This is a genomic window from Candidatus Effluviviaceae Genus I sp. (assembly GCA_016867725.1).
In the GTDB taxonomy this organism is placed as follows: domain Bacteria; phylum Joyebacterota; class Joyebacteria; order Joyebacterales; family Joyebacteraceae; genus VGIX01.
In genome coordinates this window covers 1-11,699 of record VGIX01000001.1, presented here as the reverse complement: position 1 = coordinate 11,699, position 11,699 = coordinate 1, and the positions used below count along the sequence as shown (strand labels likewise).

The window sequence follows — 11,699 nt, the reverse complement described above, 5'->3', positions numbered from 1 at the left end:
TTCCCCTGAAGGAGCAGGCACCACGATGGGAGCGAGGAAGGGCGCCGCGGAGCGGGTCGAGAAGCTCCGCGAGCTCATCCGGCATCACGACCGCAAGTACTACGGCGAGGCCGCTCCCGAGATCTCCGACACCGAGTACGACTGCCTCCTCGCGGAGCTCGCCGGGCTCGAGCGCGACCATCCCGCGCTCGTCACGCCGGACTCCCCGACGCAGCGCGTCGGCGGCGCGCTCACCGGCGGGTTCGCGACGGTCGCCCACAGCGTCCCCATGCTGTCGCTCGACAACACCTACTCGGCCGACGAGCTCCGCGCGTTCGACGAGCGCGTGAAGAAGCTCCTTCCCGGCGAGGCCCCCGGCTACGTCGTCGAGCTCAAGGTGGACGGCGTGAGCGTCGCCCTCCGGTACGAGGGGGGAGCCCTCGCGACGGCGGCCACGCGCGGAGACGGCGCGCGGGGGGACGACGTCACCGCGAACGTGAGGACGATCCGCTCGGTGCCGCTCCGGCTGGCCGGGGCGCGCGGACGGGCGACGGTCGAGGTGAGGGGCGAGGTGTTCATGCCGCGCTCGGGGTTCGAGTCGGCCAACCGCGAGCGCGAACGGGCGGGAGAGGCCCTCTTCGCGAACCCGCGCAACGCGGCGGCCGGGTCGCTCAAGCTCCTCGACCCCGCGGAGGTGGCGAAGCGGCCGCTCGACGCGCTCTTCTACCAGATCGTGAACGCGACCGAGCTCGGCGTCGCCACGCAGCGCGAGGCGCTCGATGCGATCGCCGCGATGGGGCTGCGTGCAAGCCCCCACGCGCAGTGGTGCGGCGACATCGAGGCCGTCGTCGAGCGGTGCCGCGAGTGGGAAGAGCGGCGGCGCGAGCTCGACTACGACACCGACGGCATGGTCGTCAAGGTGGACGACCTCGCGCTCTGCGGGCTGCTCGGCGCGACGGCGAAGAGCGCGCGGTGGGGCATCGCCTTCAAGTTCGCCGCGCAGGCCGCGCGGACCGTCGTGCGGGAGATCGTCGTCCAGGTGGGGCGGACGGGCAGGCTCACCCCGGTGGCCGTGCTCGACCCGGTGCCGGTCGCGGGCTCGACCGTCTCGCGGGCGACGCTGCACAACCGCCACGAGATCGAGCGGCTCGACGTGCGCGTCGGCGACACGGTCGAGATCGAGAAGGGCGGGGACGTCATCCCGAAGGTCGTCCGCGTGCTGGTCGGGGAGCGGAAGGGGCGGCCCCGCAGGTTCAGGATGCCCGGCCGGTGCCCGGTCTGCGGGCAGCCCGTCGCGGAGATCGAGGGCGAGGCCGACCTCCGCTGCGAGAACGTGGCGTGCCCGGCGCAGGTCAAGCGCGCCATCGAGCACTTCGCGTCCCGCGGCGCGATGGACATTGCGGGCCTCGGCCCGGCGCTCGTCGAGCAGCTCGTGGACGGCGGGCTCGCCGCGGACTACGGCGACCTCTACTCGCTCGACGCGGCCGCGCTCGCGGCGCTCCCGCGCATGGGCGAGCGCTCGGCGGCGAACCTCGTCGCGGCCGTGGAGAAGAGCCGGTCGAGACCGTTCTCCCGCGTGCTCTTCGCGCTCGGGGTCCGGCACGTGGGGTCCCGCGTCGCCGAGGCGATCGCGGAGCGGTTCCCGAGCATGAAGGCGCTGAGAGGGGCCGGCGCCGAGGAGCTCGCGGAGGCCGAGGAGGTCGGTCCGGTGATCGCCGCGAGCGTGCGCGCCTTCCTCTCGTCGAAGCGCAACCTCGAGGCGATCGCGAAGCTCGAGCGCGCGGGCGTGACGATGTCGGCGGCGAGGGCGCGCTCGGGGCCGCGGCCGCTCGCGGGCATGACGATCGTGCTCACCGGATCGCTCGAGACCATGACGCGCGAGGAGGCCGCGGCGGCGATCACGGCCGCGGGCGGCCGCGTGTCCGGGAGCGTGAGCGCGCGCACGAGCCTGGTCGTGGTCGGAAGCGACGCGGGCTCGAAGCTGGCGAAGGCGCGCGCGCTGGGCGTGAGGACGGCGGACGAGCGGGAGCTTCGGAAGCTCCTGGGACGATAGAAGAAGGAAGGCGGACCATGCTCCAGATGGAAGAGGCGAAGGCGGGGAAGGTGACGGACGAGGTCGCGGCCGTCGCGAGGGACGAGGGCGTTGACCCGACGGCGCTCGCGGCGGCGGTCGCGCGGGGCACGGCCGTCGTCCTCAGGAACAGGCGAAGCGGCCGACGTCCGATCGGCCTGGGCCCCGGTCTTCGCACGAAGGTGAACGCGAACCTCGGCACGTCGGCGGACGCCTCGAGCCTCGACGAGGAGCTCGAGAAGCTCGACGCCGCGGTCGCGGCCGGCGCCGACGCGGTCATGGACCTCTCGACCGGCGGGGACCTCGACGCGATCCGGCGCGCGGTCCTCGCGCGCTCCACGGTCGCCGTCGGCACCGTGCCCATCTACCAGGCGGCCGTGGGGGCGCGGCGCGCGGGCAAGGGCATGGTGCGCATGACGGCCGAGGACATCCTCGGCGCCGTGCGGACGCACGCCGAGGACGGCGTGGACTTCGTGACCGTGCACTGCGGCGTGACGCGCGAGGTGGCCGGGCACGCGCGGCGCTCGCCGAGGCTCGCCGACGTCGTGAGCCGGGGCGGTGCGTTCCTCATGGAGTGGATGGCGTTCAACGGGCGGGAGAATCCGCTCTACGAGCGGTACGACGATCTCCTGGACATCGCGGCGGAGCACGACGTGGCGCTGAGCCTGGGAGACGGGCTCCGCCCCGGCGCGCTCGCCGACGCGAACGACGCCGCGCAGATCGCCGAGCTCACGGTCATCGCCGAGCTCGTCCGCCGCGCGCGGGCGCGGGGGGTGCAGGCGATCGTCGAGGGTCCCGGCCACGTTCCGCTCCACCTCGTCCGCGGGTCCGTCGAGCTCGAGAAGGCGCTCTGCGGCGGGGCGCCGTTCTACGTCCTCGGGCCGCTCGTCACCGACGTCGCGCCCGGATACGACCACATCGCGGCCGCCATCGGCGGTGCGGTCGCCGCGGCCGCGGGCGCCGACTTTCTCTGCTACGTCACGCCGGCGGAGCACCTCCGGCTCCCGACGGTGGACGACGTGCGCGAGGGCGTCTTCGCCCTGCGCGTCGCGGCCCACGCCGCGGACGTCGCCAAGGGCGTGCGCGGCGCGCGCGAGTGGGACGACCGCCTGTCCCGCGCGCGGAAGGGACTGCGCTGGGACGAGGCCATCGCGCTCTCGCTCGACCCGTCGAAGGCGCGCGCGTACCGGGAGGCGTCGCATCCGTCCGACGCCGACCTCTGCACGATGTGCGGCGAGTTCTGCGCGATGAAGAAGATGTCGGACGTGCGAAAGGGGGAGCAGTGACGGCGGAGCGGCGCGCCGGCGAGGGCCGTCTGCGGAGCTTCGTGGCCGTGGACCTCGAGACGACGGGCCTGGAGCCGTCCGCGGACCGGATCATCGAGGTCGGGGCGGTGCGCGTGGAGGGCGGCGTCGTGCGCGACCGCTTCTCCTCGCTCGTCAACCCCGGCTGCCAGATCCCTCCGGACGTCACCTTTCTCACGGGCATCGCCGACGCGGACGTCGCGGACGCGCCGACCATCGAGGACGTGCTTCCGAAGGTCATCGAGTTCATCGGCGGCGACCCGGTCGTCGCGCACAGCGCGCCGTTCGACCTCGGCTTTCTGAACGCCGCGGCCGCCGGCCGCCCCGGGCTCCTCGCGGGACGCGGCGGCGTCATCGACACGCTCGCGCTCTCCCGCGCCGTGCTCCCGAGGCTTCCGAACCACAGGCTCCCGACGCTCGCGGTCTTCTTCGACCACGCGGTCGAGCGCTCGCACCGGGCGGCCGACGACGCGGAGGCCGCGGCGGCCGTGCTCCTCGGTCTGCTCGGCCTTCTCGACCGCACGGGCTCCGCCGTCCTCGCGACGATGGCCGCGCTCGCCGACGCGGGGCTCCGCCCGCTCATCGAGGCGGCACGCGAGCGCACGGAGGGCAGGCTCGACCCGTTCGCGCTTCCCGACCACGGGGAGAAGGCGTCGTGGCTCGTGCGCTACGACAACGCGCGGGGGCTCGACGCGGGCCAGCGGACGCCGTCCGAGGAGCGCGTCCCGATCGACTTCGACGCGCTGGACGGCCTGTTCGCGCACGGGGGCTCCGTCGCGTCGCGGCTCTCCGGGTACGAGGAGCGCCGCGAGCAGCTCGAGATGATGCGGGCCGCGGGGGAGGCCCTGAACTCGTCCACGCACCTCGTGGTCGAGGCGGGGACGGGCGTCGGGAAGTCGCTGGCGTACCTCATCCCGGCCATCCACTTCGCCGTGGCGAACGGCCGGCGCGTGGTCGTCTCGACGAACACGAAGAACCTGCAGGAGCAGCTCTTCTTCAAGGACCTCCCGTTCCTCGAGCAGTGCCTGCCGGTCCGGTTCGGGGCCGCCCTCCTCAAGGGGCGGGGCAACTACCTCTGTCTGGAGCGGTGGCGGCAGGTCCTCGCGCGCGGGCTCTCGCCCTCCGAACGGGCCGAGCTTCTTCCCGTCGTCGTGTGGCAGCGGGAGACCGCGTCCGGCGACATCAGCGAGAACGTCGCCTTCAGGGGCCAGGGGTACCTGTGGAGCCGCATCTCCGCGGACGGGCCGTGCCTGGGCTCGCGCTGTCCGTCCTCCGACGCGTGCTACCTTCTCAAGGCGCGGCGCGCGTCGCAGGCCGCGCACGTCGCCGTGGTCAACCACTCGCTCCTGTTCAGCGACACCGAGGCCGAGAACCGCGTGCTGGGCGAGTACGCGTTCCTCGTCTGCGACGAGGCGCACAATCTCGAGCGCGTGGCGACGGAGCACCTCGGGCGGCGGGCGAGCGTCTGGCGCGCGCGGTCGGTCCTCGACAACCTGTACAGGAAGGACGGGGCGGACAACGGTGACCTCGCGAGGCTCCTCGACGCGCTCGACGCGGCGGGCGAGGCCGGGATCCTCTCGCCCGTGCGCGAGGCGGCCGACCGACTCGCGGCCGACGTGACCCAGGCCGCCGGGCGGGCCGACGCCGTCTTCCGCGCGCTCTCGAGCCGGTACGCGTCGCTCGCGGACCGGCGCGGCATCGAGTTCGGCTCGCTCCGCGTCAAGCGCGACCGGTCCGTCGCCGCGCTCCTCGGCGACGTCCTGCCCGGCTGCCTGGCGGCGCTTCGGGGCGTCGCGGGGTCGGCGGCGGACCTGTCGGACCTCCTCGCGGACGCGGAACTCCCCGCCGCCGAGTCGCACGCGCAGGCGCTCGGCTTCCACGCCGGGCGCGCGGGCGAGCTGGCGGACGACCTCGCGTTCCTCGCGGAGGCGGCGGACGACGCGAGCGTCTTCTGGCTCGAGGCGCGGAGCGCGCGCGACGCCGTCGAGTGCGAGCTGCGCTCGGCCCCGGTGAGCGTCTCGCAGGCGATGGGCGACTTCCTTTACTCGAAGATGGAGTCCATCGTGCTCACCTCGGCGACGCTCACCGTGGACGGCTCGTTCGGCTTCTTCATGGAGCGGCTGGGGCTCGACCGGATCCCGGAGTCGCGCATCCGGACGCTCAACGTCGGGAGCCCCTACGACTACGACAGCCAGTCGCTCGTCGTCGTCGCGTCGTACCTGCCGCCGCCGTCGTCGCCCGGCTTCAATCACAAGGTCTCGGAGCTCGTGGTGAAGCTCGGCTCGGCGCCGCGCGGAGGGACGCTCGTGCTCTTCACGTCGCGGTCGTCCCTCGACGCCGTGTTCAAGGCCGTCCGCGACCCGCTCACCGCGCGGGGGAGGCTCGCGCTCGGTCAGGGGCACGGGCCCGGCCCGACGGCGCTCCTCGAGCAGTTCACGAAGGACGAGGGGTCGGTCCTTCTCGCGACGGCGAGCTTCTGGGAGGGCGTCGACGTGCCGGGGCGTTCGCTCGAGCAGCTCGTGATCGTGAAGCTGCCGTTCCCGGTTCCGAGCGACCCGATCGTCGAGGCGCACTGCGAGCGATACGACGCGGAGGGAGAGGACTCGTTCCATCGTTACATGGTCCCGCGCACGGCCATCAGGCTGCGTCAGGGCTTCGGCAGACTGATCCGCTCGAGCACCGACGCGGGCGTGGTGGTCTTCCTGGACAGCAGGCTGGCGACGAAGTCGTACGGGGCGCGGCTCCTCGACGAGCTTCCGACGCGCGTCGTGTTCGCGGAGAGCGAGCAGGAGCTCCTCTCCGCGGTCGCGCGAATGCACGGTGAGAGCGATGACGGCGGCCCGGGCGCGCGGGAGGGCCGGGCGAAGGCGAGGGCCGGCGCCGCGGGCAGGAGGTAGAACGACATGGGCGGTGCACAGAGAGCGAAGCGCGCGGTGAAGGCGCCGACGGGCACGGCGATCTCGTGCCGCGGCTGGCTGCAGGAGGCCGCGCTCCGCATGATCATGAACAACCTCGATCCGGGTGTCGCCGAGCGGCCGGACGACCTCGTCGTCTACGGCGGGAACGGAAAGGCGGCGCGGAACTGGGAGTGCTTCGACGCGATCACGGCGACGCTCCGGACGCTGGGCGACGACGAGACGCTCCTCGTCCAGTCGGGGAAGCCCGTGGCCGTCTTCAGGACGCACCGCGACGCGCCCCGCGTGCTGATCGCCAACTCGAACCTCGTCGGCGACTGGGCGACCTGGGAGGTCTTCCGCGACCTCGAGCGGAAGGGCCTCATGATGTACGGCCAGATGACCGCCGGGAGCTGGATCTACATCGGGACCCAGGGCATCCTGCAGGGCACCTACGAGACCTTCGCGGAGCTCGCGCGGCAGCACTTCGACGGGAGCCTCGAGGGGAGGTTCGTGCTGACCGGCGGGATGGGAGGCATGGGCGGCGCGCAGCCGCTCGCGGTCACCATGAACGGCGGCGCGTGCCTGGTGGTCGAGGTGGACCCGGACCGCATCCGGAAGCGTCTCGCGACGGCCTACTGCGACACGATGGTGGAGGACCTGGACGAGGCGCTCGGGCTCGTCGACGGCGCGGTCCGCTCGCGGCGCGCCCTCTCCGTCGGGCTCGTCGGCAACTGCGCCGACGTGCTGCCCGAGCTCGCGCGGCGCGGCGTCCGCCCCGACGTGGTGACGGACCAGACGAGCGCGCACGACGCCCTGAACGGCTACGTGCCGGGCGGGATGCCGCTGGCGGAGGCCGTCGCGCTCCGCTCGAAGGACCCCGAGCGGTACATCGAGCGCTCGATGGCGTCCATGGCGGACCACGTCCGGGCCATGCTCGCGTTCCGCGAGCGCGGGGCGGTCGTGTTCGACTACGGCAACAACCTCCGCGGCCAGGCCCAGGCCGCGGGCGTCGCGGACGCGTTCGCGTACCCCGGGTTCGTGCCCGCGTTCATCCGTCCTCTCTTCTGCCGGGGGAAGGGCCCGTTCCGCTGGGTCGCGCTCTCGGGCGATCCCGAGGACATCCGGAGGACCGACGAGCTTGCGCTCCGGCTCTTCCCGGAGGACGCGGCGCTCGCGCGGTGGATCAGGCTTGCGGGCGAGAAGGTCCGCTTCCAGGGGCTGCCCGCTCGCATCTGCTGGCTGGGCTACGGCGAGCGCGCTCGCTTCGGGCTCGCGATGAACGAGCTCGTCGCGAAGGGCGAGGTCAGCGCGCCCATCGTCATCGGGCGCGACCACCTCGACAGCGGCTCCGTCGCGTCGCCGTACCGGGAGACCGAGGGCATGGCCGACGGCACCGACGCGGTGGCCGACTGGCCCATCCTGAACGCCCTCGTGAACACGGCGGCCGGCGCCTCGTGGGTCTCGTTCCACCACGGCGGCGGCGTGGGCATCGGGAAGTCGCTCCACGCGGGCATGGTCGTCGTGGCCGACGGCACGCCCGAGGCCGCCGCGCGGCTCGAGCGCGTCCTCACGACGGACCCCGGCATGGGGGTTGTCCGGCACGCGGACGCCGGGTACGATGACGCGCGCGCGTGCGCGCGGGAGCAGGGCATCCGGATGCCGATGGAGAAGTAGAGGAGCGCGATGCGGAACGCGGACATGCTCGTCGTGAACATCGGGGAGCTCGCGACGCCGCGGGGCGGACCGAAGCCGCTTCGCGGGGCCGCGATGCGGGACCTCACGCTCGTTCGCGGCGCGGCGGTCGCGGTCGTCGGCGAGCGGGTGGCCGCGGCCGGGCCCGAGCGCGAGGTGCTCGCGGCGTTCCGCGAGGGGCGAAGGACGGTCGTGCTCGACGCCCGGGGCGCGCTTGTCACCCCCGGCCTCGTGGACCCGCACACGCACGCGGTGTTCGCCGGGACGCGCGAGGCCGAGTTCGCGATGCGGACCGAGGGGCGGACGTACGAGGAGATCGCCGCGGCCGGCGGGGGCATCCGCTCGAGCGTCCGCGCGCTCCGGGCGGCCGGCGAGGAGGAGCTCGTCCGCGCCGGACGAGCGAACCTCGATCGCGCGCTCGACCACGGCACGACGACCATCGAGATCAAGAGCGGCTACGGCCTCTCGCTGGAGGCCGAGCTCAAGACGCTGCGGGTGGTCCGCCGCCTCGCGGGGGAGCACGCCGTCGGCGTCGTGCCCACGTTCCTCGGCGCCCACGAGTTCCCCGACGAGTGGCGGGACGACCGCGACGGATACGTCGGGACCGTCTGCGAGGAGATGATACCCGCCGTGGCCCGCGAGCGACTCGCGCGCTGCTGCGATGTCTTCTGCGAGGAGGGCGTGTTCAGCGTGGAGCAGTCGCGCCGCGTGCTCGAGGCGGGGAAGCGGCACGGGCTGGCCCCGAAGGTGCACGCCGACGAGCTGCACGCCTCGGGGGGCGCCGAGCTCGCGGCCGAGGTGCGGGCGCTCTCCGCCGACCACCTCGTGCGCGTGACCGACCGCGGCGTCGCGGCGCTCGCCGCCGCGGACGTCGTGGCGGTGCTCCTTCCCGGCACGAGCCTCTCGCTCGGCGCGACGCGCTTCGCGCCGGCCCGCGCGCTCATCGAAGCGGGCGTGCCCGTCGCGCTCGCCACCGACATGAACCCGGGAAGCTCGATGACCGAGTCCATGCAGATCGTGATGGCGCTCGCCTCGATGGCGCTCCGCATGACGCCGGCCGAGGTGCTGACGGCGGCGACGGTCAACGCGGCCGCCGCGGTCGGGCTGGCCGGCGACGTCGGGACGCTCGAGCCGGGCCGGCTCGCGGACGCGGTCGTCTGGGAGGTTGACGACCATCGCGCCATCCCGTATCACTACGGCGTGAACCTCGCGCGCTCGGTGGTGCGAAAGGGCGTCGTCGTTCGGCCCCGCCGGGGCGACGCGGCCGACGGACCGGGCCGGCGCGGCGCCGGACCCCAGGGAGGATCCGAATGAAGCTCGTGGAGTGCGTGCCGAACTTCAGCGAGGGCAGGCGGCCGGAGGTCATCGACGCCGTCGTCGGCGCGATGCTCGAGGTTCCCGGCGTCCGGCTTCTGGACCGGGAGATGGACGCCAACCACAACCGCGCCGTCGTGACGATCGTCGGGGAGCCCGAGCCCGTGCTCGAGGGCGCGTTCCGCGGGATCGCGAAGGCGGCCGAGCTCATCGACCTCAGGACGCACGAGGGCGAGCATCCGAGGATGGGCGCGGCGGACGTCGTCCCGTTCGTCCCCGTGCGCGGCGTCACCATGGACGACTGCGTGGCGCTCGCGAAGCGGCTCGGCGAGCGGGTGGGCAAGGAGCTCGGCATCCCCGTGTTCCTGTACGAGTGCGCCGCGACCAGGCCGGAGCGGCAGAACCTCGCGGACGTGCGGAAGGGGCAGTTCGAGGGGCTGTGCGCCGAGATCGGGGCCAACCCGGAGCGCGAGCCGGACTTCGGTCCCTGCCGCATCCATCCCTCGGCCGGCGCCGTCGCGATCGGCGCGAGGGCGTTCCTCGTCGCCTACAACATCAACCTGGGGACGGGCGACGTCTCCGTCGCGAAGGCGGTCGCGAAGGCGATCCGGCACTCGACGGGCGGGCTCAGGTACGTCAAGGCGATGGGCTTCGAGCTCAAGGACCGCGGCATCGTCCAGGTCTCCATCAACATGGTCAACTTCGAGGGCACGCCGCTCTTCCGCGTGTTCGAGCTCGTGAAGGCCGAGGCGGAGCGGTACGGCGTTCCGGTCGTCGGGAGCGAGATCGTGGGCCTCGTCCCCGAGGACGCGCTCCTGGCGTGCGCCGAGTTCTACCTGAGGCTCGAGACGTTCAGCCGCGACCAGGTCCTTGAGGTGAGGCTCTCCGAAGCCGAGGAGTCCAGATGACGACGTTGGATGGCTTCCTGGCGGATCTCGCGTCCGACACCCCGACCCCCGGCGGAGGCAGCGTGGCGGCGCTCTCCGGCGCGCTGGCGGCGTGCCTCACCTCCATGGTGGCCAACCTCACCATCGGCAAGCCGAAGTACGCCGACGCCGAGGGCGCGATGCGGGATGTGCTTGCGCGAGGCGAGGCGCTCAGGCTCGAGCTCGCCAGGCTCATGGACGAGGACGAGCAGGCGTTCGATCGCGTCATGGCGGCGATGAAGCTGCCGAAGGAGACGCCCGGCGAGCAGGCGAGGCGGTCCGAGGCGCTCCAGTCGGCTCTCGTGGACGCCGCGTCGGTGCCGCTCGAGGTGATGGGGAAGTGCGTCGAGGTGATCGCGATCGCGCGCGTCGCCGCCGAGAAGGGCAACAGGAACGCGGTGTCGGACGCGGGCGTGGCGGCGCTCATGGCGCGCGCGGGCGCCCACGGCGCCCGGCTGAACGTCCTCATCAACCTGCCGGGGATCCGCTCCGCCGAGCACGCCGACTTCGTCGCGCGGACGAGGGAGCTCGTCGCCGACCTCGCCGCGCGGGCCGACCGGGGGGCGGACGACGTGCTCGGCGCGGTGCAGGCCAAGCTGGGCTGAGCCCGGCCCGAGTGGAAGGGGGTGCTCCCGTGACCCTGACGGCACGCCGCGTCCTGGTCGTAGGATTCGCGCTCGCGATGGGTCTTTCCGGGTGCGCGCCGCCGCCGGCGGCCGAGCCGGTCGGTGACCGGGAGGGATCGCGGGCGGGCGAGCGGCCGCTGGACTCGATCGCGCTCATCGACAACGCCGTCCGCGCCGGCGCGCTCGACTACTCGACGGGGATGCTCTACAAGGTGTACGTGATGTTCGAGCCGTCGAGCCTGCCGAAGGAGTACCAGAGCGACGTCCCCTCCAAGTGCGGGACGCCGCTCATCCAGGAGGTCCAGCGGAACTGGAGTGCGCTCTCGCCGTCGCACCGGCAGGAGATCTCCCAGTACATCCAGCCGCCGACCGAGATGGGCAGCACCGCAACGCAGCTCGACGACGTGACCCCCGACAGGCTGAGGAATGAGCGGGAGAAGCTCGACTAGAGCGACCGGGGGACCGCCGGCGGGCGCAGGCCTCGGGGCGCGGGACAGCGCGCTCATGGCCGTCTTCACCGGGCTCGCCGTCGCTCTGGGGTACCTGCTCTCCGGCGTTCCCAACGTCGAGCTTGTCTCCTTCACCGTCTTCGCGTCCGGCTTCGTTCTGGGCGCGTGGCGCGGCGCCGTCGTGGGGGCGCTGGCGATGGCCATCTACTCCGGCGGCAGTCCTCACGGCTCAGGGCTTGCCGTTCCGCCGCTCTACGCCGGTCAGATCCTGGGCGCGGCCTTCGCGGGGGCGCTCGGCGCGGCGGCGAGGGTCCTGTGGGGGCGCGGCAGGCTCCATCCCGTCCTCGGCGGACTCGCGGGCGCGGGGATCGGCCTGGCCGCGACGCTCGTCTACCAGGTCCTGGTCATCCTCGGCCTCGCTGCCGCGATGCCCGAGGCAAG

Annotated in this window: 9 protein-coding genes; all 9 read left to right on the top strand. The window is 73.3% G+C overall.

What is annotated here, in order from left to right; all coding sequences use genetic code 11:
- Nucleotides 1-25: 25 nt before the first annotated feature.
- A complete protein-coding gene (ligA, locus tag FJY74_00045) occupies nucleotides 26-2,032 on the top strand; it encodes an NAD-dependent DNA ligase LigA (GenBank protein ID MBM3306716.1) in 2,007 nt (668 codons plus the stop codon).
- Nucleotides 2,033-2,049: 17 nt separating this feature from the next.
- Nucleotides 2,050-3,336, top strand: a complete 1,287-nt coding sequence (thiC, locus tag FJY74_00040) for a phosphomethylpyrimidine synthase ThiC (protein MBM3306715.1) — start codon at nucleotides 2,050-2,052, stop codon at nucleotides 3,334-3,336.
- Nucleotides 3,333-6,251 carry a hypothetical protein gene (locus FJY74_00035; GenBank protein ID MBM3306714.1) on the top strand — a complete coding sequence of 973 codons (2,919 nt, stop codon included), beginning with the start codon at nucleotides 3,333-3,335 and terminating at the stop codon, nucleotides 6,249-6,251. The genes thiC and FJY74_00035 overlap by 4 nt, the downstream gene beginning before the upstream one ends.
- Before the next feature lie 6 nt (nucleotides 6,252-6,257).
- Nucleotides 6,258-7,925, top strand: coding sequence for a urocanate hydratase (gene hutU / locus FJY74_00030; GenBank protein MBM3306713.1), 1,668 nt, complete (start codon nucleotides 6,258-6,260; stop codon nucleotides 7,923-7,925).
- A gap of 9 nt (nucleotides 7,926-7,934) precedes the next feature.
- Complete coding sequence (locus FJY74_00025) at nucleotides 7,935-9,257, top strand: imidazolonepropionase (GenBank protein MBM3306712.1); 1,323 nt, start codon at nucleotides 7,935-7,937, stop codon at nucleotides 9,255-9,257.
- Nucleotides 9,254-10,165: a glutamate formimidoyltransferase gene (gene ftcD / locus FJY74_00020; GenBank protein MBM3306711.1), complete on the top strand. Its 912-nt coding sequence runs from the start codon at nucleotides 9,254-9,256 to the stop codon at nucleotides 10,163-10,165. Before FJY74_00025 ends, ftcD begins: the two co-directional genes overlap by 4 nt.
- Entirely contained in the window at nucleotides 10,162-10,788 is a 627-nt protein-coding gene (locus FJY74_00015; GenBank protein MBM3306710.1) for a cyclodeaminase/cyclohydrolase family protein, read from the top strand. Before ftcD ends, FJY74_00015 begins: the two co-directional genes overlap by 4 nt.
- 29 nt (nucleotides 10,789-10,817) lie before the next feature.
- Nucleotides 10,818-11,258, top strand: a complete 441-nt coding sequence (locus tag FJY74_00010; protein ID MBM3306709.1) for a hypothetical protein — start codon at nucleotides 10,818-10,820, stop codon at nucleotides 11,256-11,258.
- A gap of 55 nt (nucleotides 11,259-11,313) precedes the next feature.
- Nucleotides 11,314-11,699, top strand: a 386-nt coding sequence (locus FJY74_00005; protein ID MBM3306708.1) for a hypothetical protein, incomplete at its 3' end; no start/stop codon positions are given.

Excerpts from the sequence above, each read along its gene's own strand:
- ligA (MBM3306716.1), top strand. The coding sequence starts at position 26 with ATGGGAGCGAGGAAGGGCGCCGCGGAGCGGGTCGAGAAGCTCCGCGAG.
- thiC (MBM3306715.1), top strand. The coding sequence starts at position 2,050 with ATGCTCCAGATGGAAGAGGCGAAGGCGGGGAAGGTGACGGACGAGGTC.
- hutU (MBM3306713.1), top strand. The coding sequence starts at position 6,258 with ATGGGCGGTGCACAGAGAGCGAAGCGCGCGGTGAAGGCGCCGACGGGC.
- FJY74_00025 (MBM3306712.1), top strand. The coding sequence starts at position 7,935 with ATGCGGAACGCGGACATGCTCGTCGTGAACATCGGGGAGCTCGCGACG.
- ftcD (MBM3306711.1), top strand. The coding sequence starts at position 9,254 with ATGAAGCTCGTGGAGTGCGTGCCGAACTTCAGCGAGGGCAGGCGGCCG.
- FJY74_00015 (MBM3306710.1), top strand. The coding sequence starts at position 10,162 with ATGACGACGTTGGATGGCTTCCTGGCGGATCTCGCGTCCGACACCCCG.